Source organism: Streptomyces sp. NPDC020898 (assembly GCF_044333925.1).
Lineage (GTDB): Bacteria > Actinomycetota > Actinomycetes > Streptomycetales > Streptomycetaceae > Streptomyces.
Genome location: NZ_JBIRRV010000003.1, coordinates 440,504 through 464,705, shown reverse-complemented (window position 1 = coordinate 464,705; position 24,202 = coordinate 440,504). Strand labels below are relative to the sequence as shown.

At 70.3% G+C, this 24,202-nt stretch carries 22 protein-coding genes; 8 read left to right on the top strand and 14 right to left on the bottom strand.

The window, feature by feature from the left end:
* Positions 1-14: 14 nt before the first annotated feature.
* The 3 genes from ACH4TV_RS13275 (at position 15) to ACH4TV_RS13265 (ending at position 2,104) form a co-directional block, all read left to right on the top strand.
* Entirely contained in the window at positions 15-470 is a 456-nt protein-coding gene (locus ACH4TV_RS13275) for a MarR family winged helix-turn-helix transcriptional regulator (protein ID WP_398397361.1), read from the top strand.
* Between the two features lie 91 nt (positions 471-561).
* Positions 562-1,017, top strand: coding sequence for a MarR family winged helix-turn-helix transcriptional regulator (locus tag ACH4TV_RS13270; protein ID WP_398397359.1), 456 nt, complete (start codon positions 562-564; stop codon positions 1,015-1,017).
* 112 nt (positions 1,018-1,129) lie between these two features.
* The gene (locus ACH4TV_RS13265; RefSeq protein ID WP_398397358.1) at positions 1,130-2,104 is read left to right on the top strand and encodes an Lrp/AsnC family transcriptional regulator; all 975 of its coding nucleotides are present in this window, start codon (positions 1,130-1,132) and stop codon (positions 2,102-2,104) included.
* Between the two features lie 302 nt (positions 2,105-2,406).
* On the opposite strand, the gene ACH4TV_RS13260 is transcribed toward ACH4TV_RS13265, so the two are convergent.
* Positions 2,407-4,833 carry an MFS transporter gene (locus ACH4TV_RS13260; protein WP_398397788.1) on the bottom strand — a complete coding sequence of 809 codons (2,427 nt, stop codon included), beginning with the start codon at positions 4,831-4,833 and terminating at the stop codon, positions 2,407-2,409.
* 435 nt (positions 4,834-5,268) lie between these two features.
* Between ACH4TV_RS13260 and ACH4TV_RS13255 the strand changes: the two genes are divergently transcribed.
* From ACH4TV_RS13255 to ACH4TV_RS13240, 4 genes are all read left to right on the top strand, one after another.
* The gene (locus tag ACH4TV_RS13255; RefSeq protein WP_398397356.1) at positions 5,269-6,207 is read left to right on the top strand and encodes an ABC transporter ATP-binding protein; all 939 of its coding nucleotides are present in this window, start codon (positions 5,269-5,271) and stop codon (positions 6,205-6,207) included.
* Positions 6,204-7,049 (top strand): ABC transporter permease subunit, encoded by an 846-nt coding sequence (locus ACH4TV_RS13250; protein ID WP_398397354.1) that lies wholly within the window; start codon positions 6,204-6,206, stop codon positions 7,047-7,049. Before ACH4TV_RS13255 ends, ACH4TV_RS13250 begins: the two co-directional genes overlap by 4 nt.
* Positions 7,050-7,113: 64 nt before the next feature.
* Complete coding sequence (locus tag ACH4TV_RS13245) at positions 7,114-8,385, top strand: sensor histidine kinase (RefSeq protein ID WP_398397352.1); 1,272 nt, start codon at positions 7,114-7,116, stop codon at positions 8,383-8,385.
* On the top strand, positions 8,382-9,047 hold the full coding sequence (locus tag ACH4TV_RS13240) for a response regulator (RefSeq protein WP_398397350.1): 666 nt from the start codon (positions 8,382-8,384) through the stop codon (positions 9,045-9,047). The genes ACH4TV_RS13245 and ACH4TV_RS13240 overlap by 4 nt, the downstream gene beginning before the upstream one ends.
* Before the next feature lie 48 nt (positions 9,048-9,095).
* Here ACH4TV_RS13240 and ACH4TV_RS13235 read toward each other — a convergent pair whose 3' ends face one another.
* From ACH4TV_RS13235 to ACH4TV_RS13190, 10 genes are all read right to left on the bottom strand, one after another.
* Positions 9,096-10,235: an XdhC family protein gene (locus ACH4TV_RS13235; protein WP_398397348.1), complete on the bottom strand. Its 1,140-nt coding sequence runs from the start codon at positions 10,233-10,235 to the stop codon at positions 9,096-9,098.
* A 131-nt stretch (positions 10,236-10,366) separates the two neighbouring features.
* Positions 10,367-12,553, bottom strand: coding sequence for a xanthine dehydrogenase family protein molybdopterin-binding subunit (locus ACH4TV_RS13230; protein ID WP_398397346.1), 2,187 nt, complete (start codon positions 12,551-12,553; stop codon positions 10,367-10,369).
* Positions 12,550-13,530 carry an FAD binding domain-containing protein gene (locus ACH4TV_RS13225; protein ID WP_398397344.1) on the bottom strand — a complete coding sequence of 327 codons (981 nt, stop codon included), beginning with the start codon at positions 13,528-13,530 and terminating at the stop codon, positions 12,550-12,552. The genes ACH4TV_RS13230 and ACH4TV_RS13225 overlap by 4 nt, the downstream gene beginning before the upstream one ends.
* A 5-nt stretch (positions 13,531-13,535) precedes the next feature.
* Complete coding sequence (locus ACH4TV_RS13220; protein ID WP_398397343.1) at positions 13,536-14,180, bottom strand: (2Fe-2S)-binding protein; 645 nt, start codon at positions 14,178-14,180, stop codon at positions 13,536-13,538.
* A 137-nt stretch (positions 14,181-14,317) separates the two neighbouring features.
* Entirely contained in the window at positions 14,318-15,214 is an 897-nt protein-coding gene (locus tag ACH4TV_RS13215) for an SDR family oxidoreductase (protein WP_398397341.1), read from the bottom strand.
* A 67-nt stretch (positions 15,215-15,281) separates the two neighbouring features.
* On the bottom strand, positions 15,282-16,382 hold the full coding sequence (locus ACH4TV_RS13210) for a zinc-binding dehydrogenase (RefSeq protein WP_398397339.1): 1,101 nt from the start codon (positions 16,380-16,382) through the stop codon (positions 15,282-15,284).
* Positions 16,379-17,371, bottom strand: a complete 993-nt coding sequence (locus ACH4TV_RS13205) for a hypothetical protein (protein WP_398397337.1) — start codon at positions 17,369-17,371, stop codon at positions 16,379-16,381. The genes ACH4TV_RS13210 and ACH4TV_RS13205 overlap by 4 nt, the downstream gene beginning before the upstream one ends.
* Positions 17,372-17,450: 79 nt before the next feature.
* Positions 17,451-18,194, bottom strand: a complete 744-nt coding sequence (locus ACH4TV_RS13200; protein WP_398397335.1) for a methyltransferase domain-containing protein — start codon at positions 18,192-18,194, stop codon at positions 17,451-17,453.
* Between the two features lie 110 nt (positions 18,195-18,304).
* Positions 18,305-19,144 (bottom strand): fumarylacetoacetate hydrolase family protein, encoded by an 840-nt coding sequence (locus tag ACH4TV_RS13195; protein WP_398397333.1) that lies wholly within the window; start codon positions 19,142-19,144, stop codon positions 18,305-18,307.
* Positions 19,141-19,788 (bottom strand): VOC family protein, encoded by a 648-nt coding sequence (locus tag ACH4TV_RS13190; protein WP_398397331.1) that lies wholly within the window; start codon positions 19,786-19,788, stop codon positions 19,141-19,143. The genes ACH4TV_RS13195 and ACH4TV_RS13190 overlap by 4 nt, the downstream gene beginning before the upstream one ends.
* Positions 19,789-20,208: 420 nt before the next feature.
* Here ACH4TV_RS13190 and ACH4TV_RS13185 point away from each other — a divergent pair, with 420 nt between their 5' ends.
* The gene (locus ACH4TV_RS13185; protein ID WP_398397329.1) at positions 20,209-21,909 is read left to right on the top strand and encodes an FAD-dependent monooxygenase; all 1,701 of its coding nucleotides are present in this window, start codon (positions 20,209-20,211) and stop codon (positions 21,907-21,909) included.
* 47 nt (positions 21,910-21,956) lie between these two features.
* On the opposite strand, the gene ACH4TV_RS13180 is transcribed toward ACH4TV_RS13185, so the two are convergent.
* From ACH4TV_RS13180 to ACH4TV_RS13170, 3 genes are all read right to left on the bottom strand, one after another.
* Positions 21,957-22,535, bottom strand: coding sequence for a TetR/AcrR family transcriptional regulator (locus ACH4TV_RS13180; RefSeq protein WP_398397327.1), 579 nt, complete (start codon positions 22,533-22,535; stop codon positions 21,957-21,959).
* Positions 22,536-22,765: 230 nt separating this feature from the next.
* Positions 22,766-23,713 carry a zinc-binding alcohol dehydrogenase family protein gene (locus tag ACH4TV_RS13175; protein ID WP_398397325.1) on the bottom strand — a complete coding sequence of 316 codons (948 nt, stop codon included), beginning with the start codon at positions 23,711-23,713 and terminating at the stop codon, positions 22,766-22,768.
* A gap of 53 nt (positions 23,714-23,766) precedes the next feature.
* Positions 23,767-24,159, bottom strand: a complete 393-nt coding sequence (locus ACH4TV_RS13170; RefSeq protein ID WP_398397324.1) for a pyridoxamine 5'-phosphate oxidase family protein — start codon at positions 24,157-24,159, stop codon at positions 23,767-23,769.
* Between the last annotated feature and the right edge of the window lie 43 nt (positions 24,160-24,202).

Sequence of the window (24,202 nt, the reverse complement as noted above, 5' to 3'; positions counted from 1 at the left end):
CGTATCCTCCTCCCGTGACACGAAACAATGAAGAGCTCATCGGGCCCAACGCTCTTGACCGGGTGACCTGGGCGTTGCGCCGCACGGAACTGGCGGTACAAGCACTCAAGGAGCAGCGGCTGCGCCCGCTGGGCCTGGTGGCCTCGCACTACACACTCCTGATGTCGGTGCACTCCGACCCGGGGCTGACCGGCGCCGAGCTGGCCCGCCGCCTCAACGTGACCCCACAGGCCGTCGCCTCTCTGGTGGCGCGGCTCGAGAGCCGCGGGCAGCTGGAGAGACGCGAGCACCCGCGCCATCGGCATGTGCAGGAGCTGCATCTCACCGATGCCGGGCGCGAGGTACTGCGCGCGGCCGACAAAGTGATCGCCGACATCGAACTCCAGATCGTCGGTGGTCTCGGCCCGGAGGAGACAGCGCAGCTGCGGGCACTGCTCGACCGGGTGGGCGAGACGGTCCGCGAGGACTGAGCCGCGGCAGGTCCCTCAAGGAGAGCCAGCGGTAAGGTAGTTGGCTTTGATCAGGCATTTGGTGTCTGCCCAGGTGTCGTATTCTCGCGGCGTGAGACACGACGACGAACTGCCGATCGCTGCCGACGCACTGGACCGGGTGACCTGGGCGATGCGGCGGGCGGAGTGGGCTGCCCAGGCCTGGAAGCACCAGCGGCTGCGTCCACTGGGTCTCGCGGCCGCGCAGTACACCCTGTTGATCAACGTCCATTCCGATCCCGGTCTGACCGGCGCGGAACTGGCCCGCCGCCTGAACGTCACCCCGCAGGCAGTGGCCTCCCAGGTGGCCCGCCTGGAGGAGCGTGGCCACCTGGAACGCCGACAGCACCCGCGCCACCGCCACGTGCAGGAGCTGCACCTCACCGACGCCGGCCGCGAGATCCTGCGCGATGCCGATGCCGTGATCGTGGAGATCGAACAGCAGATCGCCGAGAAGCTCGGTCGCGAGAAGACCTCGCAGCTGAGGGCACTCCTCGATGAGGTGACTGACGCGGTCCGGGAGCCTTGACCGGTCCCGTTCCGGAGGGGAGGCGGGCCCGGGTGCGCCGCACGCGCTGCTCACCGCTCGTGCTGTTCCGCGCTTCCCGCGGCGCGTTCCGCCCCTGACCGAAGGAGAACCGGTGGGCGTCCCCACACTCGATCCTCTCGACCTCCAGATCATGCAGGCGCTGCAGCTCGACGGGCGCGCCCCGTTCAGCCGTATCGCCGCCGTCCTCGGGGTCTCCGACCAGACCGTCGCCCGGCGGTACCGACGGCTGCGTGGCACCGTCAACGTGCGGGTGCTCGGCGCGACGGACGAGAACCGCCTCGGCCTCCAGAGCTGGCTCGTACGCATGCACTGCACCCCGGATGTGGCGGAACAGCTCGCGGACGCACTCGCCAAGCGCCCGGACACGCTCTACGTGAATCTCATCTCCGGTGGCACCGAGGTCGTGTGCGGCATGAAACCACGCAGCCGAAAGGAGCGGGACGAACTGCTCTTCGACCGGCTCCAGCGCACCCCGCAGATCGTCACGGTGACCGCCCACTGCCTGCTGCACTCCTTCTACGGCGGCCCACTCGGCCGGCTGAACAAGTCCAACGCGCTCACCCCCGGCCAGGAGACCGCTCTGCGACTGCCGGCTCCGGTGTCGCTCGATGCCCCCGTCACTCTGGACACGGCCGACAAGGCGCTGCTCGCGATGCTCCGCATCGACGGTCGGGCCACTCTCACCGACCTGCAGAAGGCCACAGGCCAGTCGGAGTCGGCGGTCACCCGGCGGCTCGAGACCCTGCGCTCCACCGGCGTGCTCTATTTCGACGTGCAGTACGACCACGGGCCTCTCGGGCAGGGTGTCGGCGCGATGCTCTGGCTCACCGTGGCACCCCGCGCGCTCGCCGACGTCGGCCGCAGCCTCGCCGCACACCCTGAGGTGCATTTCGCGTCCGCCACCACGGGCCAGGCCAACATCGTCGCCTCCGTCCACTTCCGAAGCCCCGGCGAGCTGTACACCTACCTGAGCGAGCGGATCGGTGCCCTCGACGGCATCCAAGCGGTGGAGTCGGCGCTCATCCTGCGCCAGGTCAAGCAACTCAGTTACGAACCGAACCGCTGACCCCGGCCCTCGCTCGCGCCGAGGTCGGGTGTCGTGGGGGGGGGGGCCCCCGGGGGGGGGGGGGGGCCCCCCCGGGGGCGGCCCCCCCCCCCCCCCGCCGCCCCCCCCCCCCCGCGCGGGGGGGGGGGGGGGGGGTGGGGGGCCCCGGGGGGTGGGGGGGCCCGGCACCACGAGCGGGCGCCTTCCCGTCCCCACGGACGCGCCCCATACCGGTACCGGCCGCTCCATGCCCTCGCCGCGACCCGGTCCGGTACGTTCGGCTGCCCTGCCTCTCGGAAGGGCCCGCTGGTCAGGTGGCCGGCTCAGCTCTCCGGATGGGCCAGTTCCAGGTCGAGCTCACGTCCCGGCCCGTCCACGGCAATCGGCATGGCAACCGGCGGATAGCCGCCGGCGATCACCGAGTAGTCGCCCGCGTCCAGGTCGGCGAAGGCATAGCCACCGTCGGACCCGGTGGTCGCCGTGCCGATCACGTTGCCCGCCTTGTCCACGAGCGTGACCCGCGCGTCGGTCAGCGGCCGGCGATCGGCGCCCGCCCGCACGATGCCCCGAAGAACCGCCCCCGGCCACAACGCCACGTCCAGACGGGCGAGTCGAGGGCCGAACACCCGCACCGGCAGAGCAGCGGGCCGGAATCCCGCCGCGGTCACGATCACCGTGACATCACCTTGCGGCAGCTCTCCGAACGCGAACGCACCTGCCGCGTCGGTCGTTTCGGCGGCCAGCGCCTCTCCCCGCACGTCCGTCACCGCCACCGTCGCACCCTGCACGGGCACCCCGTCTCCGGCGGTGACGACCGTGCCGGCCAACCCGCTGTTCGCGGACAGCAGGACATCGTGCGACAGCGGCTCCTCCCCCACCACCAGGGTGGACGCGTGTGGTTGGTGGCCCTGGGCCGCCGCGATCAACACGTACGATCCCGCGCTCGGTGCGTCCAGACGGTAGTGGCCTCCGGGAGGCGCCACGGCCCGGCCCAGTTGTCGCCCGCCCAGTGAGATCAGCGTCAGCGTGGCTCCCTCGACGGCCTCCCCGCCCGTCTCGAGTATCCGGCCGTACAGGGCGGGACCCCGCCCATCGTCAGGGACGAACGTGTCATCACCGGTTGCGGAGCCGGCCGCGCCGAACCGCTGATCAGGCCCGCCCGACCGGCCCTGGGCATGAGCACCGACCAGCACCGGCTCGAACTCGGACCCGGACTCGACGAAAGGCCCGGCGTCCTCGCGTGCCACCTGATCCGCGGAGCCGGCCACAGGCGTCATGGTGCGCTGCGGAGTCCGCAGCAGTACCGCGCCGACGAGTGCGGCGACCAGGGCCAGGCACGCGGCCACGATCAGGCACAGATAGAGGCCGTCGAGGAAGGCCTCACCCAACGCGCCCATGGCCCGGCCGGTGTCCTGGCCGAGGTTCACCCGTGCCGCCGCTCCCAGGCCGCCCGCGTCCACGGCGTCGGTGATCCGTTGGGCCACCGGCCCGGTGAGGCCGGCGTCGCGCAGGTGGCCGGGCAGGGTGTCGGCGCTCTTCGTCGTCAGCAGGGTGCCCAGCACGGCCGGGCCGAGGACAGCGCCGACCTGCCGGAAGGCGTTGTTGCCCGCCGCCGCCATACCGGCCAAGTGGTGCGGCACCGCCGCGACCGCCGTGGCGGTCATCGGGGTGATCACCAGGCCGAGGCCGAGGCCGAGCAGGGCCAGCCGCCAGGCCAGCGGACCGAATCCGGTCCCGGCGTCGATCGCGGTCAAGGACAACAGCGACCCCGCGGTGACCAGCAGGCCGGTCGTGATCATGGCTCGGGGCGGGATCCGGTGCATGAGACGGCCTGCCAGCGCGCCCACGACCAGGGACATCACGCTGACGACCAGCAACCGGTAACCCGCGTGCAGGGTGTCGAGGCGCTGCACCAGGCCGAGGTAGAGACTGAGCACGAAGAAGAAACCGATCAGCCCCAGGAACGTGATCATGGCGATCAGAGCCGTAGCGCTGAAGGCCGCGCTACGGAAGAGCGACAGGTCGAGCATCGGGTCGGTGCTGCGCCGCTCGACCAGGACGAAGGTGAGGGCGCCGACCACGGCCAGTGACAGAGCCGCGATCACCCGGCCCTCCGTGAACGACGCGGCACCGCCCTCGATGACGCCGTAGACCAGCGCGGTGATCGTCACCGCCGCGGTGATCTGACCGGGCCAGTCCAGCCGACGCTCACCGGGAGCTCGGGAGTCGGTCACCAGGGGTGCCGCGACCGCCAGGGTGACGACCGCCACCGGTATGGCCGGCAGGAAGATCCAGCGCCAGCTGGTGTGGTCGAGGATCACACCGGCGATCAACGGGCCGACGGCCAGCGCGGCCATCAGGGACGCCGCCCAGAGCCCGACGAACATGCCGCGTTTGCGCGGATCGGGTACGGCATGACTGATCAGCGCCAGTGTCGACGGCAGCAACGCGGCGGCGCCCAGCCCGGCGCACGCCTGACCGACCCACAGAACCTCGATCGACTGCGCCGACAGTGCGATCGCGGCTCCCGCGCCTGCCAACGCGAGGCCTGTCAGGTACACCTTCTTTCGGCCGTGTACGTCACCGAAGACCCCGGCGGTCAGGATGAAAGCGGCCATGGGGAGCTGGAACGCCGACGACACCCAGGTCAGTTGGGAGGTCGACGCGTGCAACGCGCTCTGGATGGCCGGCAGGCTCACCGAGACGGTGGTCACCGGCAGGTAGGCGGCGAACATCCCGAGACAGGCCATGACCAGTGTGGCCACCTGCCGTTCTCGAGGCTCGTTCACCGATGGTGCGACGTTCACGGAACTCTCCCTTGTGGCGCGGCGGGGCCGCACTGGGCTGACAACGTCGACACTTTCCGGCCACTTCTGCCTCCTCGGCCAGCCACGGTCTCCAGAACCCGGAAAACCGACATCCGGAGCGGTCTCGCAGGGGTTTTCCGACGGGCTGACGGGCCTACAGGCCGACGGCTCGGCAGCGCGGCGCGCAAGCCGTCGGCCTGATTCCGGGCCCGCCCAGGAATTTCGATCACAGCGGGCCAGGACGAACGTCACCCCAGGGTTGCTGTCGCCGGCAGCGGCGTACCGCGGTCGTGGTACAGGCAGTGACCGCCGCAGGGCGACGCAAAAGCAGCCCCTCTTGCACGAACCTTGAGGCCTGAAGCAACCCGGAGGTGGCTGGTGATCGAGGTGAACAACCTCAGTAAGAGGTACGGGGACAAGCTCGCGGTCGACTCGTTGAGCTTCACCGTGCGCCCTGGAGTGGTGACCGGATTTCTCGGGCCCAACGGGGCGGGCAAGTCGACGACGATGCGGATGGTGATGGGGCTGGACCGGCCCTCGTCCGGAACCGTCCGCGTCAACGGCCGCCCTTACGAGCAGCACAAGGCCCCGCTGCAGGAGATCGGGGCGCTGCTGGAGGCGAAGGCGATCCACCCTGGACGCTCGGCGTACAACCACCTGCTCGCGCTGGCGGCGAGCAACGGCATCGGCAGGCAGCGGGTGCTGGAAGTGATCGACATGGTCGGCCTGACGGAGGTGGCCCGCAAGCGGGCGGGCGGCTTCTCGCTGGGCATGGGGCAGCGGCTGGGCATCGCCTCGGCACTGCTCGGCGACCCGCACATCGTCATGCTGGACGAGCCGGTCAACGGCCTCGACCCCGAAGGCGTGCTGTGGATCCGCAACCTCCTGAAGGACCTCGCGGACCAGGGGCGGACCGTCTTCGTCTCCTCCCACCTGATGACCGAGATGGCGTTGATCGCCGAGGACCTCATCGTGATCGGGCGCGGCCGGCTGCTGTCCGCGGGGCCGCTCGCCGACTTCATCGCCCAGTCCGCCGGCCGGAGCGTACGGGTGCAGTCGCCGCAGGCCGCGTCCCTGCGTGACCTGCTGGTGGGGGACGGCGTCTCGGTCAGCAGCAGCCGGCCCGGCGTGCTGGATGTCGAGGGGCTGGAGGCCGCCGAGATCGGCGAACGCGCCGCGGCCGCCGGGCTGGTGCTGCACGAGTTGTTCGTTCAGGAGGCGTCACTGGAGGAGGCGTTCATGGAGCTGACCCGCGACTCCGTCGAATACCACGCCACCTCCGCCGAGTTCGCCACCGCCGGAAGGACGAACCGATGACCGCCACCGCCCTCGACACACAGGACGCACCGAAGAAGACCGGGACCGCCGGTCGGCATGCGGACGGTCAGCGGGTCACCTTTCCGCGGGTCGTCCACATGGAATGGATCAAGCTGCGGTCGCTGCGCTCGACCCTCTACACGCTGGCGATCACCGTGGCCCTGGTCATCGGCTTCGGGCTGCTGTTCAGCAGTGTGGTCGGTTCGGGAGAGGGCCCCGGAGAGGATGACTTCGGTGACCCGACCTCGATCAGCCTGGGCGGGGTGATGCTCGCCGCGCTGGCCGTCGCGGTGCTCGGGGTGCTGATGAGCGCCGGCGAATACGCCACCGGATCCATCCGCGCCACGCTGGCCGCGGTCCCCTCACGCCTGCCGGTGCTGTGGGGCAAGGTGACCGTCTTCGCCGCGGTGAGCTTCGTCCTCATGTTCGTCGCGGTCCTGGGGGCCTACCTGGCCGGTCAGTCGGTCATGTCCTCCCGCGGTCTGGACACCACAGGACTGTCCGATCCAGGGGTGTTCCGGGCACTTGTCGGCGCGGCGGTCTACCTCACCGGAGCCGGGCTGATCGGACTGGCAGTCGGCGTCCTGCTGCGCAACACCGCCGGAGCGATCACCCTCGTGGTGGGCGCGCTGTTCGTGGTGCCCGGCCTGATCCAGCTGCTGCCGAGCAGTTGGAACGACGCCATCGGACCGTACCTGCCGTCGAACGCCGCGAACGCGGTCATGACAGTGCGGACAGCCGGCGACTCGCTGTCACCCGGGGCCGGGCTCGCCGTGTTCGCCGTCTACATCGTCGTGCTTCTGGCCGGCGCGGCCATACTGTTCAAGCGACGCGACGCGTGACCCCGGTTGCCGCAGTCACTCCGTCGACCCGCTCGTACGCCTTGCACTAAGGAACGGTGAAGCCGTGATCGGACCGGCGTCGCTGCAACGGGTCACCGGCGCTCACCCGCGCCTGCTGGATGCCGCCCTCGCCACCCTCGTGGGCGGTATCGGCCTGCTGCCCCTGCTCTTCGGACGGTGGCCCGACGGCGTACGGCCGTCGGGCGCCGACGCCGTCGCCGCGGCGGCCGCGTTCCTGCTTCTGCTGGCCCGCCGCCGCGCGCCGCTGCCCGTCCTGGCGCTGACAGTGCTCGGGGAGGTGGCCTTCACCGTCCTCGCCTCGTACCCGTCACGGGTGCTGAAGATCGCCGCGTTGATCGCGGTCTACACCGTGGCCCGAACGGTCCGCCGGCGGACCGCCTTGATCGCCGTCTCGGTCACGGCCCTCTCTCTGTACGCGGTCATCACCTATGCGACGGATTCGGCCGCCGGCCCGGAGGCGGGCGCCGTGTTCGCCTGGACCGGGATGTTCGCCGCCGTCGGGGCCACCGTCCGCACCTGGCACGCCTACGCCGCCGCGATGGAGGAGCGAGCGCTGCGGGCGGAGGCGACCAAGGAGGAAGAGGCACGCCGCCGGGTCGCCGAAGAGCGGCTGCGCATCGCGCGGGAACTCCACGACGTGATCGCCCACCACATCGCCCTGATCACCATTCAGGCCGGGGTCGCCGGTCACTTCCTGCCAAGCCGGCCGGATCAGGCGGAGGTGGCGCTCGGTCACATCCGTGCCGCCGGCCGAACGGTCCTGGACGAACTGGGCCCGCTGCTGCACGTACTGCGCCAGTCCGGTGACGAGACGACGGACGAGACGCAGCCGACCGAACCCGTGCCCGGCCTGTCCCGCCTCGGCGGGCTCCTCGAATCGCTGACCGCCGCCGGGCTGAGCGTCCGCCACCGGCAGGCCGGCCACCCGCGTCCCCTGCCGACCGCCATCGACCTGGCCGCCTACCGCGTCGTCCAGGAGGGTCTGACCAACGCACACAAGCACGGTGCGACCGCCGAGGCGGACCTGCTCGTCGACTACGGGCCCGACGAACTGCACATCCGGATCACCAACCCACTGGACTCCGGCCCGTATCCGGCGCCGGCCGCGACGGGCACCGGACACGGGCTGACCGGCATGCGCGAGCGCGCTCACGCGGTCGGCGGCAGCCTCCACGCCGGTGCGGACGCCGACGGTCGTTTTCGTCTCGCTGTACACCTACCGCTGCCCGCGTCCGGACCACCGACCGACACTCGCACGTTGGACCGGCCGGGCACGGCCCTGCCCGCGACCGCCGCCGAAGGGAGGCACGGATGAGCATCCGCGTTCTGCTCGCCGACGACCAGGCCCTCGTCCGCACCAGCTTCCGCATGCTCATCGAGTCGGAGCCGGACCTGGAGGTCGTCGGAGAGGCGGCGACGGGCGAGGAGGCGGTCGCGCTGGCCCGCAGCACCCGGGCCGACGTCGTGCTGATGGACATCCGGATGCCGGACATGGACGGCCTCGCCGCCACGCGCACCATCTCGGCGGACGAGGACCTCGCGGGCGTACGGGTGCTGATCCTGACGACCTTCGAAGCCGACGAGCACGTCTTCCACGCGCTGCGTGCCGGGGCCAGCGGGTTCCTCGGAAAGAGCGTGGAGCTCTCCTACCTCCTCGACGCCATCCGGCTGGTCGCCCGCGGAGAGGCGCTGCTGTCACCCAGGGCGACCAGGACACTCATCGCCCACTACCTCGCCTCACCCGACAGGACGGGCACTCCGACCCCGGAGCTGACGGCCCTGACCGACCGCGAGCGCCAGGTGCTCCATTTCGTGGCCGCCGGGCTCTCCAACGACGCCATCGCCGAACAGCTCCACATCTCGCCCTCGACCGCCAAGACCCATGTGAACCGCATCATGACCAAGCTCGGCGTCCGCGACCGCGCCCAACTCGTCGTGATCGCCTACCAGAACGGCTACGCCCACCCCGGCGCATGACCGACCGCACACCACTCGGTGCGCCGGATGCCCGTCGGCGTGCGGGTGTTACGGCACCACCGCCAGGCCGGGCAGAGGCTGCGCGGGACGGTGGATGGGGCCGCTGCCGTGCGACAGGGGCAGGCCCGTGCCACGGCCGGCATGGGCGATGATCTCCGCCGTGATGGAGATCGCTGTCTCCTCGGGAGTACGGGCGCCGATGTCCAGGCCGATCGGTGAGTGCAGACGGGCCAGGCGGTCCTGGGAGACGCCGGCTTCCCGGAGGAGGCCGAGTCGGTGCTCGTGGGTGCGTCGCGAGCCCATCGCGCCGACGTAGCCCACGGGGAGGCTCAGGGCCAGGCGTAGCAGGGGGATGTCGAACCTGGCGTCGTGGGTGAGGACACAGACGGCGGTGCGGGCGTCGGTCTCGGTGGCCGCGAGATAGCGGTGGGGCCAGTCGGTGACCACCTCGTCGGCGTACGGGAAGCGGGCGGCGGTGGTGAAGACCGGGCGGGCGTCGCAGACGGTGACCCGGTAGCCGAGGAAGCGGCCTGTCTGACTGAGGGCGGCGGCGAAGTCGACGGCACCGAAGATCAGCATGCGGGGGCGGGACGCGTGGACGTGGACGAGGACGGTCAGCTTCCGGGGACAGGTGCCGCTGTCGCCACCCACTTCGACGCGGGCTGTCCGGCCCGCCCGCAGGAGCGCACGGGTGTGCGCCACGACCTGCCGGTCCTCACTCCCGGAACCGAGGGTGCCGTCGTGGGGACCCTCGCCGGGGACGTGGAGCGTACGGCCGACGAGTTCGCCGGGGCCGTCGACGATGTGGGCAACGGCTGTGGGGCGTCCCGCGAGCACGGCTTCGAGGGCGGTGCCGAGGTGGGGTTCGGCGGCGGGCTCCACGCGCTGTACCAGGACCTCGATCTCGCCGCCGCAGGTCAGGCCGACGGCGAAGGCGTCGTCGTCGGAGTAGCCGAAGCTGGCGCGGGCGGCTGACCCACCGTGTGCGAGGACGTGTTGGCACAGTTCGTAGACCGCCGCTTCGACACAGCCGCCGGAGATGCTGCCGACCGCGGTGCCGTCCGTGTCGACGGCGACGGCGGTGCCGACGGGCAGGGGCGCACTGCCGCTGACATGGACGACGGTGGCGAGGGCGAAGGGGCGGCCCTCACTGCACCACTGCTGCAACGTGTCCGCGATGTTCAGCATGGTGGGCTTTCCATGAGGTGGGTGACTTGAGGGGTCCGCCGCCGCGTCCTGGGGGAGAGGACGCGACGGCGGACCCGATGCCCGGCGGCGCGGCATCGCAAGCCGCCGGGCGCTGGGGGCCGCCCGGCGGCTCAGAGCAGTGATTCGGCCGTGATGGGCAGTTCGCGGATCCGGCGGCCGGTGGCGTTGAAGACCGCGTTGGCGATGGCGGGCGCCACTCCGACGATGACGATCTCGCCGAGCCCCTTGACGCCGATCGGGTCGGCTTCGTAGTCCTCACCCTCGATGAAGATCGCCTTCATGTCGGGCATGTCGGCGTGGGTCGGCACGAGGTAGTCGGCGAGGTTGGCGTTGACGATCCGGCCGTCGCGATGGTCGGTGACCGTGTGCTCCAGGAGGGCATGACCGATACCGCCGACCATGGCCCCGATGGCCTGGCTGTCGGCGAGCCTCGGGTTGATGATCCGGGCGGCGTCGTACACGCCGACCATGCGACGGACCCGTACCAGGCCGAGACGGGCGTCGACGGCCACTTCGGCGAAGGTCGCCGCGTAGGCGTAGAAGGAGAACTTCTCCGATTCGGGCGCACCGGCGTACGTGCCGAGCGTTTCGAGGTGGGTGCGGTCGTTGCGGGCGAGGAGCCGTTGGTACGTCTCCCCGCGGGTGGGCCGGTCCTTCGCGTACAGCCTGCCGCCTCGTACGACGATGTCGGCGGGGTCGACGCCGTGCAGCGGTGATCCCTCGTCCTCGACCGCGAGCGTGATCGCCTGCTTGCGCAGCTGGTCGCAGCCGTCCTGGACGGCGGATCCGACGCTGGCCATGGTCTGCGAGCCGGCGTGGACGGGAGCCGGGGGCATGAGGGAGTCGCCGAGGCGGAAGGTCACCTGGCGCATGGTCAGGCCGAGTGCGTCGGCGGCGACCTGGGACATGGACGTGGCTGTGCCGGGGCCCATGTCGCTGGTCGCGGACTGCACCAGGGCGGTGCCGTCGGCGTCGAGCCGGACCGAGGCCTGGGCCGCGCTGCGCTGGGTGTCGTAGACACCGGCGGCCATCCCCATACCGATGAGCCAGTCACCGTCACGCGTCGAGCGGGGCTCGGGGTTGCGCCGGTGCCAGCCGAACTCGCGGGCGCCCGCGCGGTAGCAGTCGCGCAGGCGGCGGGTGGAGAACGGCAGATTGGTGGACTCGTCGGCGGCGGGTTCGTTGCGCAGCCGCAACTCGATCGGGTCCAGGCCCAGTTCGTGGGCGAGTTCGTCCATCGCCGACTCGACGGGGAAGACGCCGCTGGCGTAGCCGGGGCCGCGCATGAACCACGGCGTGCTCACGTCCAGCGGGACATGGCGGTACGCCTGGCGCACGTTGGGCGTGCTGTAGAGCATCCGGCCGGGTTCCAGGACGTGTTCGCTGTGCCGTTCGTAGCGGGAGCTCTCGGTGCGGATGTCGTGCGCCGACGCGGTCAGGCGGCCCTGCCGGTTGCTGCCGAGGCTCAGTTCGTACTCGTATGCGGGCCGGAATCCCACTCCGAAGTACAACTGCCTGCGCGTGAGTACGAGTTTCACGGGGCGTTTCACTTCGCGGGCGGCCAGGGCCGCGATGACGGCGTGCACGTGGGTACGGGCGGCGCTGCCGAAGGCGCCGCCGACGAACGGCGAGATGACGCGGACGTTGCCGGGCGCAATGCCGAACTCACCGGCCAGGGTGCGCACGGTGCCCACCACATTCTGGGTCTTCTCCCAGACGGTCAGCCGGTCACCGTCCCAGCGGGCGACGGTGGCGTGCGGCTCCATCGGGTTGTGGTGGTTGCGGGCCATCCGGTACGTCAGGTCCAGCCGGACAGGGGCGGACTCCAGGGCACCGTCGGCGTCGCCGCGCGCATAGGTCTCCGGGTCGTCGTCGGGTTCGGCGACGCTGATGTCGGTCGAGACGGACTCGGCATCGTAGGAGACCGCCACCAGGCTCGCGGCGTGCTGGGCGATCTCCAGGGTGGTCGCCACCACGACCGCGACGGGCTGACCGAAGAACCGGATGCGGTCGTCCTGGAAGGCACGCAGTCGCCGGCCCGGCGGGAATCCCCCTTGGACGGGCGGCAGCTTGGGTGCGTTGAGATGACTGATCACCTTCAGGACGCCGGACTGGGCCTCGGCGGCACGGGTGTCCACGCCGGTGATCCGGCCACAGCCGGCGCTGCCGTCGACGATGACTGCGTGCACGACCCCGTCGGGGCTGTTGTCGGCGGCGTACTTCGCTTTCCCGGTGACCCTCAACCGTGCGTCCACCCGGGGCGCCGCCGCACCGACCGCTGCCTGCGGCTGGCTCATTTCATGCCTCCTACGGTGCTCAGCTGGCGTTCGACGGTCCGTTGGAGCAACTCGACCTTGAAGCCGTTGTGCGCAAGGGGGCGGGCCCCTACTGCGGCTTGCTGCGCGGCGGCCGCCCACAACGACTTCGAGGGACGTTCACCCACGAGATACAGCTCGACAGCGGGGAGCTTCCACGGCACCGTGCCCACTCCCCCGGCGGCGACCTTCGCCTCCTGGATCACGCCCCCGCGCACGTGCAGTGCGACGGCGGCCGACGTGAGGGCGAACTCGTACGACTGCCGGTCGCGGACCTTCAGATAGCCGGACTTCAGCGGGCGCGGAAGCGCCGGGATCTCGACCGCCGTGATCAACTCGCCCTGTCTGACGGCCTGTTCACGCTGCGGGGTGTCGCCCGGCCGCAGCAGGAAGTCGGCGAAGGCGACACGGCGCTCCCCTTCCGGGCCCAGCAGGTGCACGGTCGCCTCCAGGGCCGCGAAGGCGACGGCGACGTCGGAGGGGTGCGTGGCCACGCAGTCGTCGGAGGTGCCGAGGATCGCGTGAGTGCGGTTGTAGCCGTGCAGTGCGGCACAACCGGAGCCGGGCTCGCGTTTGTTGCAGTCGGCGCTCACGTCGCGGAAGTAGGTGCAGCGGGTGCGCTGCATGATGTTGCCGCCGATGGAGGCCATGTTCCGCAACTGGGCGGAGGCGCTCAGTTCCAGCGCCTGGGAGATGACGGGATACAAGGAGCGCACCTTGGGGTGGGCGGCGGCCTCGGCCATCCGCACCAGGGCGCCGATGCGCAGGCCACCGCGTTCGGTGACGGTGACCTCGCGCAGCGGCAGCGCGCTGATGTCGACCAGCGCCTCAGGGCGTTCGACGGTCTCCCGCATCAGGTCGACGAGCGTGGTGCCCCCGGCGATGTAACGCCCGCCGCTGCGGCCTGCGTTGAGGGCCTCACGCGTGTCCGCGGCCTTGGTGTAGGTGAAGGGATACACGGGGATCAGCCCTTCCGGCCGGCGGCCTGCTCGACCGCACGCTCGATCTTGACGTAGCAGCCGCAGCGGCAGAGGTTGCCGCTCATCCACTCCCGGATCTCCTCCGGCGAGTTGGTGCGGCCCTCCTGGATGCAGCCGACGCCGGACACGATCTGGCCCGGGGTGCAGAAGCCGCACTGGAACGCGTCCTGGTCGATGAACGCCTGCTGCAGAGGGTGGAGTCGGTCGCCGTCGGCCAGTCCCTCGACCGTGGTGACCTCGGAGTCCTCCAGGCGAACCGCCAGCGTCAGGCAGGAGTTGACCCGGCGCCCGTCGACCAGGACCGTGCAGGCCCCGCAGGCACCGGCGTTGCAGCCCTTCTTCGAACCGGTCAGCCCCAGGTGCTCGCGTAACAGGTCAAGCAGCGAGGTGCGGTTGTCGACCGTGACGGTGCACCGGACCCCGTTGACCGTCAAGGAGACCTTGCTGCCGGGCGACGCCTCGGCGGCCACCGCTTCCTCGGCGCCGAGCGCGGGCGGCCCCACGGCCAGGCCGCCGACCGCGGCGGCTCCTCCGACAGCGGTGGTCGTGGCGATGAAAGTGCGGCGGCTGGGTGGTGTTGGGGACTCGACGGGAGAAGTCGCAGCTTGAAAGGGACGTTCGGTGGACATGTCCACTCTCCCTCAGGTGGCACGGGTGGTTGTCAAGGGCGTCCGACGGCTTTCCGGCTTCCGCGGTTCGGAACACCTGCCAAGCATTAACCCCTGTCACACATCAAGCAAGCGTTGTTGCATCAAGCATCTTTACATTAATCAAGTGGATTTTCTGGCGGTCCGCCGGCGGCCGCTTCCTCGAAGGACGCGGGTTCGCGGCCGAGCAGCATCCGCAGGACGTTGCTGTTGCCGCGCAGGCCGTGCCGGTCGTAGTCCTGCCACATGGCACGCATGTCGGGGCCCCGGGACGGATCGTCGGCCACTCCTGGCGGGAGCGGCGCCTCTGCCCAGTCGACCGTCCTCGCCTCGAGCTCCACGCCTCGTGCACGTCCCGCGATGCGCAGGGCCTCGGCCGGCGTGGTGGCGGGGCCCGCCAGCTCGTAGGTCGCCGAGTCGTGGCCCTGCTCGGACAGCACCTTGACGCCGACTTGCGCGAGCTCGCGCAAGTCGATGAAGGAGAACCGGTGATTGACGTCGAACGGTACGTCGACCGGCCCGGCGGGAGCCCTCCCCCACGTCGACAGGACGATCTGGGCGAACATCGAGGGCTGGAGGATCGTCCAGTCCAGGCCCGAACTCCGTACGGCGGCCTCGGCGTTCGCCTTGCGCAGGTGATGGCGGAGACCGGGGGTGTGCGGGTGGAGGACGGACAGGTACACGAACCGGCGCGCGCCCGCGTGCTCGGCCGCCTCCAGCGCCCTGATCGCGAAGACGTGCTCCTCCGGGTGGAACGCCGGCGGAATCATGAACACGGAGTCTGCGTTCTTCACCGCTCGGCGGACGGAGTCGGGTTCCGCGAGATCGGCCTCGACGATCTCGTCGGCGCCCAGGGCGGCCACCCGTTCACGGCCCTCCGGCCCGTGCACCACCGCACGGACCCTGAACGGAGCCCGCCGCGCCGCCTCCAACAGGTACCTGCCACAGAGCCCGGCCGCCCCGATCACCGCGAGCAAGGGCGGCTCTTCGCTGCGTACGGCTTCCCTTTCGGACACTCTCCGGATTCCTCTCGATGGATCCTCGATGGCGCCGCGGAACACGACGACGGACTCGTGCCCGGGATCAGGGGTTGATCACGGGCATCCACATGGGTTCGTCGCGGCGTTGGACGGCATTGACGGCCCCCATCGCGTCGCTGAGCGGGAACCGATGGGTGATGAGCTCGTCGGCGGTGAGGGCGCCGGTCTCCAGCAGGCGCAGGACTTCCAGTGCGTCGTTGCGGGTACAGGCGCGGGTCCCGACGAACCGCCACATGTTCAGCATGAGTGCCATCGGCGACTGCGGCAGCGGCGTCGTATTGCCTCCCAGGTGCACCAGTGCGCCGCCGGCCGCGAGCCCGGCCATGGCCTGACCGGTGACCGGCCCGTCGGGGACGTAGTCGAGGACCGCGTGTGCTCCGCCGGGTGCCAGTCCGCGCAGCCGGCCGGTGAGCGCGCCGGTGGTCGCCCAGTCGTCGGGGAGTTCGTCCAGGGCGACGACGCTGGTCGGGATGCCACCGGACAACCCGGCGACAGCCTTGAGCCGGTCTCTGTGGCGGCCGACGAGGATGAGGTCGGCGATACCGAAGTGCTTCGCCAGCTTGACCGTCGCGCTGCCCATGGCACCGGTCGCGGCAGTGACCACGACCGTGGATCCCATCGGCAGCTCGGCCCGCTTGAGCGCGCGTACCGCGTTGGCCATGGTGAGAACCTTGGCGGCGACGTCGAAGCTGACCGATTCCGGCAGCGGGTCGACCAGCCAGTACGGGAGACGTACGTATTCCGCGAGCACGCCGTTGTGGTACTCGTCGTAGAGGGGCATCGCAACGTCGTTGAAGGCGGCGTAGCCCATCATGGACTGCTGCGGGCACATCATGTCGCGGTCGGTACGGCAGTAGACGCAGGTGCGGCAGTTCAGGAGCGTGTGCACCCTGACCCGGTCACCGATGCGGACGCCGGTGGCGTCGTTGCCGACGGCGGCGATGGTGCCGGCGGCCTCGAAGCCGAGGGTGGTGGGCAGATGCTTGAAGGCGCCCATCTTGAGCAGGCGCATGATCCCCGGGGCCAGGCCTGCGGAGGCGACCCGCACGACGACATCCATCGGACCGGGCTCGGGGACGGGGATGTCCTCCAGGACAAGGCTGTCGGCGTCGCGATGGGCGCGCAGGGCGAGCATCGTGGTCATGCGTGGACCTCCACGTCGAGGGCCGCGAGCCGTTCGGCTGAGTAAGGGGCGGCGGTACGAGAGGTGCTGGCGACCTGCGGAACCTCGCTGCGCGAGAGCAGGCTGACATAGTCGCCTGCCTCGGTCGCCACGTCGGCGTGCGAGATCCCGAGCGGAATGCGCACGAAATCGCCGGGCTCGAGGTCGACGAGGCCGTGCTGGGTGATCAGGGTGCGGTGGCCGTTGGCCTGGTACTGGATCTCGTCGGCATCGAGGGTGCGGCGATAGCGGCGTTCACCGCCGGGCACGGTGGTGACGAGGCCGATACGGACGCGGTCCGTGCCGTACAGCCAGGTGGTGTCCTGGGAACGGTCGGGGCGCAGTACCCGTATCCGGCGGTCGTCGCTGTGAACATGTTCGAGCAGCTGCTGTTCATCGACCCCGAAGAGGGTGATGTCGCGGCCGGGTGCGCCCAGGTTCCAGCTGACGGCTTCGTTGGCCGGGGCGGGCTGCCAGCCGGGAAACGGCGGGAACACCGCCTGGGACTCGCGCTGGGCCGGCACCAGCTCGGCGACCGGCGCGGGGATGTAGAACAGCAGATGGCTTCCGGCGCGGCCGTAGTTGTCGTGGGCCACGCCCCGCGGGATGCGGGAGAACTCGCCGGGCCGGTGCTCGACCACGCCGAGTTCGGTCATCAGGGTGCGCTCGCCGGCGATCTGGTAGGAGAGCTCGTCCACGTCGCAGTTGCGGTGATAGAAGGGCTGCCGACCGTCCAGCTTCTGCCACTCGACGCGGAGCTCGTCGTTCTCGTACACACCGCGCGGCGGGGCGAACGCCTCTGCCTGGTACTCCTGCGGGTAGTGCACCACGGTCAGTGGCGGCTGCTCGCCCCACAGCTTCATGGGCACCTTGGACGGATGCGGCGGCGACAGCAGCAGGTGCTCGTCGCGGACGACGCTCTGCAGGGGCTGGTCCGATGCCATGACCATGAGGTCCTCGTTGACACTCACGGCAACCTCCTCGTTCGGGGTGCGTCGCGTAATGCGGGATCGGGGTCTTTTCGGAACGATTTCGGCGCTGCGGGCGCTGTTACTTCTTTCGTCCCCAGAACATCTCGATCCCGCGCCACTCCATCAACTGCGGGCTGTCGACGGTGTCCCCGAATGCCTCGCGGACCTCTTCGCCGGACCAGTAGGGAATGTCCTCCACCGGGACCTGCTGAAACAGCTTGTCGAACCATTGCCGGAGATGGACGTCGGAGTTGATGCGCGCGGTGAACGTCGGCCCCTTCAGGACCGACTCGGCCAGCACGATGCGGCGGCCCGGCTTCATCACGCGCAGCAGGTCCCTGGCCGTCTCTTCCCAGTCGTCGCAGTGCTGGGTCGCCTGGAGCACCGCGACGCAGTCGTACTGCTCGTCGGCCTTCGAGTCGGCGTAGTCCCAGCGCCAGCAGCCGGTCTGGCCGTTCCGTCCGGGGAGCCGGCCCAGGACCGCCTTCCGCCCGTCGTGGATGATCTCCACCTCGTCCACGGCACCGTCCGGTCCCACGAGCTTTCGCATGTCTTCCAGCCACCCCGCGGGGGCGATGCCCTCGCCGATGAGCAGGACCTTGTCTCCGGCTCGGAGTTCGAGAAGGCCATAGACGATTTCGGAGATCGGCCGGGCCAGCTCCCTCCAGATGTAGGGCAGCCCGCCGGCGATCGACACCGCGGTCCCCCACTTGTGCTGCAGGGTGCTGTCGTGGACTTCCTTCCCGAACATCTCCTCGTCCCACGGCTGGACGTGGTCCCACGGGTTTCCGCCGCCGAAACCGCTCTCGGGGTCGCTGCTCATCTGGTTGCCTCCTGCGAATGGGCCCTCGCACATGCGACGGCCGACAGAATTGACTTTTCCCGACTCCTGGGACGCCACGGCTCCGGCATCCTCAGGATGGCCTCCGCGCGTCAGGCGCAGGTGTTCGCGAGGGTGCCGATGCCCTCGATCTCGATCCGGACCTCGTCACCGGACCGCAGGAACAGGCCTCGTTTGTGCCCCACCCCGGCCGGGGTTCCGGTGGCGATCACGTCGCCGGGTTCGAGGGTCGTCTGCCGCGACAGGTAGGAGACCAGAGCGGGAACCGGGTGGATGAGCTGGGAGGTACGCGCGTCCTGGCGGAGCTCGCCTGCGACCCAGGTCCGCAGGTGCAGGTCATCGGGGTCGGTGAACTCGTCGAGCGTGGCCAGGGCGGGACCCATGGGGGTGAAGGTGTCGAAGCTCTTGGCCGCGGTGACGTTGGCGGCTCTGCCGGGCACGCGCCCCTTCTGGACATCGCGCGCGCTGACGTCGTTGCAGATCGTGAAGCCGGCGACGAACGAGTACGCGTCCGCCTCCGACACGTCGGTGGCGCGCCTGCCGATGACGACCGCGAGTTCGCCTTCGTAGTCGACCTCGTCCGGGGCCGCCTTCGGGAAGCGGATCCGCTCTCCCGTGCCGATCACCGAGGACGGGGCCTCCAGGAAGATGACCGGATCCTCCGACGTTCCGGCGTACCCCACCTCCGTGCGGTGACCGGCGTAGGCGTAACCCACCGCCCAGATCTTGGAGGGTCTGGGGACGGGCGCGACGAGCTGGGCCTGGGCCATGGGGACCCGGTCGCGGACCGCGGCCGTGGCGATGGACGCGATGTCGAGGCCGGACTGCAGGGCGGCACCGAGGTCGGTCGCGTCGAGGTCGAGGAGGGCGACGGTCTCACCGTCGTCCTCCAGTCTGCCGATCCCCTTGGCCGTGCTGACGAGCCTGGTCACAGGGCCACCGCCTGGTTGTCGAGGCGCAGCAGCTCGTCCTTGGGGTCACCGGCGCGGTAGCGGGCGACGAAGCGCTCGGGGTTGAGCTCCAGGCCGGAGGGGTTCGCCGCGAAGACGGGGCCGGACATGAAGGCGACCTCCTCCTCGGTGGTGGCGAAGTTGGCGCAGGAGAACTCGACGATGTTCCCGTCCGGGTCGCGGTAGTAGAAGCTGGTGGCCTGGCCGTGGTTGGCGGCACGGTGCGGGCGCGCACCCGTGGACGCCATGTGCTCGTGCTGGGTGACCAGTTCACCCAGCGAGCCCACATCGAACTGGAAGTGATGCAGGCCCGGCCCGGAGGCGTCGATCCCGATCAGGCTGTCGATGCCGAACAGCGCGAGGACCTGGCTGCCGTGCGGGGCGTCATGCACACGGAAGAAACCCAGTCGGACATCGACCGCCCGCTCGGGCATCCCCGCGGGACGCGGCGGGGCGTCGGGGTCCGGGGTCCGCTCGTAGAACGGGCCGTGTCCCAGTACGTGTGTGTAGAAGGCGGCCATGTCGTCGTAGCGGCCGGTCTTGAGCACGAGTTCGGCTATCTGCAGCGCGACGGCTTGTGTCTCGGTGGCCGCGGGGGCGGCCGTGCTCTGGGGGGTCGTCGTCATCGTGAGGGCCTCCTTGCCCGTCGGACGGTGGGGTACAGCGGCCTCTGGGTGCGGTGTGTGATCCGCCGCTCCCCGCCGGAGTGGCGGAACCGGTGAACGGTGTTGAGGACGCGGTCCAAGAGACAGGCGCCGCCAGGTTGCCGGACGTGCAGCTCGTCGTCCCGGCCGCTGTCGATGTCGCGGTGGTAGCTCACGACCAGGGCACGGCAGTGGCCCACAGCGTCGCTTCGATCGGCCGGAGACACCAAACGTTCCCGCTATCTCTTGAACTGGGGTCAGAGTATCACCGCACCCACCTTGTCGACAGGTACCTGATCTGACTTGCTCTTCCATTGAGAAGCTTGGACATGCGAACCTGACTCGGGTTCAAGAGATGGGGTCGCGACTGACCCAACCCGTGTTCAGGAAGGCAGGTCCCCTGTGTCCGACCGCAACGAAAGAGCCGGATCTCAGCGTGTCCTGGTCGTGGGGGCGGGCCCCGTGGGCCTCTCGCTCGCGATCGAACTGGGGTGGCGCGGTGTGCCGGTGACGGTGATCGACCAAGGCGACGGCCGCGTGCCCTTCCCGGCGGGCGAGGCGATCTTCTCCCGCACCATGGAACACCTGCGGCGCTGGGGCTGTGCGGAAGAGGCACGCGAGGAGGCGGCACCACCCACGGACTATCCGCACCGCACGGTCTTCGCCACGTCGGTGACGGGACACGTACTCGCCGAATTCGACTACGGGGTCACGAACCGGTCTCCCGGCGCGTACGGCCCGCTGACGCCGGAGGGCCCCGCGTTCCTGTCCAAGTTCTCGTTCCTGCCGCTGCTCGAACGGACGGCGCGAGGCCTGCCCTCGGTCGAGATCAGGTTCGCCACGCGCCTGGAGACGTTCGAGCAGGACTCCGACGGTGTCCTCGCCGTGGTGCGTGACCTGGAGAGCGGCGCCTCCGAGACACTGGCCGGCGATTACCTCGTGGCCTGCGACGGTGGCCGCAGCAGCGTCCGGCGGGCGCTGGGCGTCGAGTTCGAGGGCAGGTTCGCGCAGGGCCAGAACTTCGCGGTGCATTTCCGCGCGCCGCTCCTGCAGGCCCTGCTCCGGGAGCGGCTGGGCGGCCCGGCGGTGCAGATCCACACGCTGTCGTCTGCGCGCAGGCCGTACATCACGGTGGTCAACGGCATGGACGAGTGGCGGCTCTCGGTCTACCTGGAGCAGGAGCCGGAGCCCGGGGAGGCGGTCGCATGGGTGCATGAAGCCGTCGGTGCGCCCGTCGACGTGGAGATACTCGCCGCCCAGCCCTGGAGCGGGCACTGCGTCGTGGCCCGCAGCTACCGCGCGGGGCGGGTGTTCCTCGCAGGTGACTCGGCGCATCTGCTGTGGCCCAAGGGAGGCTTCGGTGCGAACACCGGGATCGGCGACGCCGTCGACCTCGGCTGGAAGCTCGCCGCGGTCCTTCAGGGCTGGGCAGGCCCCGCGCTGCTCGACAGCTACGAGTTGGAGCGGCGGCCGATCGCCGTCCGCAACGTCACGGAGGCGTCGAACAACTGGCGGTCCGACTCCCAGCTCCTGCCCGACGCCGCACTCGGCCGCGCGGACGCGGAGGGCGACCGGGCCCGCGGTGCGGCGGGCGAGACGATCCGCCGGTCGAGGGGAAAGGAGTTCCGCTGTACGGGCGTCCAGCTCGGCTACCGCTACAGCGGCTCCCCGATCTGCGTGCCGGACGGCACCCCGGAGCCGCCCGACGAACCGGACGACTACGTCCCGTCGACCTGGCCCGGTTGCCGCGCACCGCACGTATGGCTGCCCGACGGCAGCTCGGTGATCGACCACTTCGGCCGCGGGTTCGTGCTCGTGGTCTCGGGGTCGGCGGATCCGTCCACGCTGGTGAAGGCCGCGCACCGCCGTGGGGTGCCGTTGACGGTACTGCGCCTCGTCGATCCGGCCGCGGCGAGGCTGTACGAGAGGCCGCTGGTGCTGGTCCGCCCCGACGGGCATGTCGGGTGGCGGGGCGAGCAGGCTCCGGCCGACTGCGTCGCGGTGCTCGACCGGCTGCGCGGGGCGGAGGCAGGGGATTCGGCCGCGGGTTCGGTCATGGTGACGCGGGCGGCGCCGGCGGGAGTCGCCACTCGCCCGCTCTGACCGCCGTAAGCCTCACCGCCACCACACGGACCCGTCGCGACCGGCGGTCACGCCCTCTTGACCGGTGAACGCCCGGCCAGGACGGACTCCATCAGGAAGCGGAGCATCTCGTGTGCCGGTCTGTTCCGGTCGTTGGGCACGTGCGCGCCTTCGAACACGGTGACCACGGTATCGCGGAGGAGCGTGGCATCGATGTCGGGGTCGCCGTCGAGGCCGTGCTCGGCCATGACCTCGTCGACCAGTCCGACGATCCAGGCCAGGAAGGTGTTGTGGGCGGCCCGAACCGCCTCGGAATGCGGAAGCCGGTCGTGCATGGCCTGGTGCAGCGGCCGGGAATAGCGCATGTCGGACAGCCCCCGCACCAGCCGGCTCAGCGGGTCGGCGCCCGCCTGCTCCGCGCTGAGGGTACGGATCTCGCGGCTGAGCATCCGGTCCATCACCGCGGCGAAGATGTCGTCCTTCGAGTCGAAGTACCAGTACACGTTGCCCCTGGCCACCCCGGCGGCGGCGCTGATGTCCGCCATCGTGGTCTTGTCGTACCCCTTGGCGAGAAACAGCTCGGTGGCCGCGGCCAGCAGATCACCTGTCCGCTCTTCACGGGGGATCTGTTGGCGGTTCCGCGGCATCCCGGGCTCCTCTGATGTGTTCAGCTCGTCCCAACTGAGTGTAGACAGCGAGCTGAACCCGCCTGACGGCAACGAAGGGTTCTTGCCGAGAGAGCGGCGCGCCGGGCACCGCTAGCGTGGACATGGCTGTGTCCCCCTGCCTGCGGCAGGGGGACACAGCCGCCTCGGTCTGCTGACCCGGAGCTTCGGCGTCAGTGAGGCCCTCGGTCGACAACACGGGTCTGGTCGAGTCAGGGCACCAGGACGATTTTCCCGCTGGTGCGACCGGTCATGACCTGGCGATGGGCGGCAGCGACTTCGTGAAGCGGGTAGCTGCCGGCGATCAGGACCCGCAGTCGCCCTGCCTCCGCGGCCTCGGTGAGCCGCAGGCGGGCGGCGGCGCGGATGTCCGTGCCCGGGTCTGCGCCGGGCCCGCCGCCGAGGAGCTTGATGCCGGCCTGGGCCCCGCGCGCGAACCCCGCGATGGTGGCGATGCGGGAACGGTCCGCCACGAGTTCCACGGAGACGTCCACCGCCTCGTCGGTGCCCACCAGGTCGGCCGCCGCGTGGACGCCCTCCGGCGCTGCCGCGCGTACCCGGTCGGCCAGACCGGGCCCGTACGCGATCGGCACCGCGCCCAGCTCGCGCAGCAGGTCGTGCTTGCCGGGGCTTGCCGTTCCCAGGACAGTGGCGCCGCGCGCCACCGCCAGCTGCACGGCCATCAGGCCGACTCCCCCAGCGGCGCCGTGGATCAGCACCGACTCGCTCTTGCGCAGGCCGATCACCTCAAGGACGTGTGCTGCGGTGACGCCGACGACCATCAGGCCTCCGGCCTGCTCCCAGGACAGCGCGGCGGGCTTCGGCACCACCGACGAGGCCGGGACGACGAGTTCGGCGGCGTACGCGCCTGGCGCACGATAGGCGATCACCTCGTCACCGACCTCGACCGGACCTGCTGGACCGGTCGCGTGGGCGCCCACCGCGGTCACCACACCCGCCGCCTCGGCGCCGAGCCGCATCGGCAGTTTCCCCGGATCGGTCCCGAAGACACCGCTGTACATCTTGTGGTCGAAGGGGTTCACCCCGGCGGCACGCACCGCGATACGCACCTGGCCCGGCCCGGGTTCCGGGACGGCGACATCGATCACCGACAGCACCTCGGGGTTTCCGTACGCGCTCGCTACCACTGCTTCACTCATGTCACCGATCTCAGTTCCGGAGGGATTCACGCACAGCTGCAGGCGGTGGACTGTCATGCAGGGATATCGATGCTCCAGGACGTGACGAAGTCGGGTACCACCTCGACCCAATTGGGACCGAAGCCCGGCCCGAACACTTCGCCGCCCTCCGTGTGCAGGACCACTGTTCCCTTGATGAGGATCCCGCGCGGCTGCCAGGTCTGCCCGTCCGCCACGTCGTCGACCACCAATGCCGCCTGCGGGTTGACCTTGAGGTGACGGATGTAGAGCCGGTCCTGTCCGCGCCCTTCCAGGACGTGGCCCCCGATCTTGATGACCTCGCGCTCGGGATCGAAGTGGTACCTGATGGGCACCACGTGCGGTTTGCCGGACGTACCCGTCGTGGCGAGCCGCCCAAGGATGTGTTCGTTCAGGTAAGCGACTTCCTGCGTGTTGAACCTACCCATGTCGATCTCCGTTTCGTTGATTGGCTCCGACGTCCACGGAACG

Bases quoted from the DNA above. Each gene is read 5' to 3' on its own strand.
- ACH4TV_RS13250 (WP_398397354.1), top strand. From the start codon at position 6,204: ATGACCGCCACCGCCCTCGACACACAGGACGCACCGAAGAAGACCGGG.
- ACH4TV_RS13260 (WP_398397788.1), bottom strand. From the start codon at position 4,833: ATGGCCTGTCTCGGGATGTTCGCCGCCTACCTGCCGGTGACCACCGTC.
- ACH4TV_RS13235 (WP_398397348.1), bottom strand. From the start codon at position 10,235: ATGCTGAACATCGCGGACACGTTGCAGCAGTGGTGCAGTGAGGGCCGC.
- ACH4TV_RS13220 (WP_398397343.1), bottom strand. From the start codon at position 14,180: ATGTCCACCGAACGTCCCTTTCAAGCTGCGACTTCTCCCGTCGAGTCC.
- ACH4TV_RS13175 (WP_398397325.1), bottom strand. From the start codon at position 23,713: ATGAGTGAAGCAGTGGTAGCGAGCGCGTACGGAAACCCCGAGGTGCTG.
- ACH4TV_RS13180 (WP_398397327.1), bottom strand. From the start codon at position 22,535: ATGCCGCGGAACCGCCAACAGATCCCCCGTGAAGAGCGGACAGGTGAT.
- ACH4TV_RS13210 (WP_398397339.1), bottom strand. From the start codon at position 16,382: ATGACCACGATGCTCGCCCTGCGCGCCCATCGCGACGCCGACAGCCTT.
- ACH4TV_RS13190 (WP_398397331.1), bottom strand. From the start codon at position 19,788: ATGACGACGACCCCCCAGAGCACGGCCGCCCCCGCGGCCACCGAGACA.
- ACH4TV_RS13200 (WP_398397335.1), bottom strand. From the start codon at position 18,194: ATGAGCAGCGACCCCGAGAGCGGTTTCGGCGGCGGAAACCCGTGGGAC.
- ACH4TV_RS13240 (WP_398397350.1), top strand. From the start codon at position 8,382: ATGAGCATCCGCGTTCTGCTCGCCGACGACCAGGCCCTCGTCCGCACC.
- ACH4TV_RS13230 (WP_398397346.1), bottom strand. From the start codon at position 12,553: ATGAGCCAGCCGCAGGCAGCGGTCGGTGCGGCGGCGCCCCGGGTGGAC.
- ACH4TV_RS13170 (WP_398397324.1), bottom strand. From the start codon at position 24,159: ATGGGTAGGTTCAACACGCAGGAAGTCGCTTACCTGAACGAACACATC.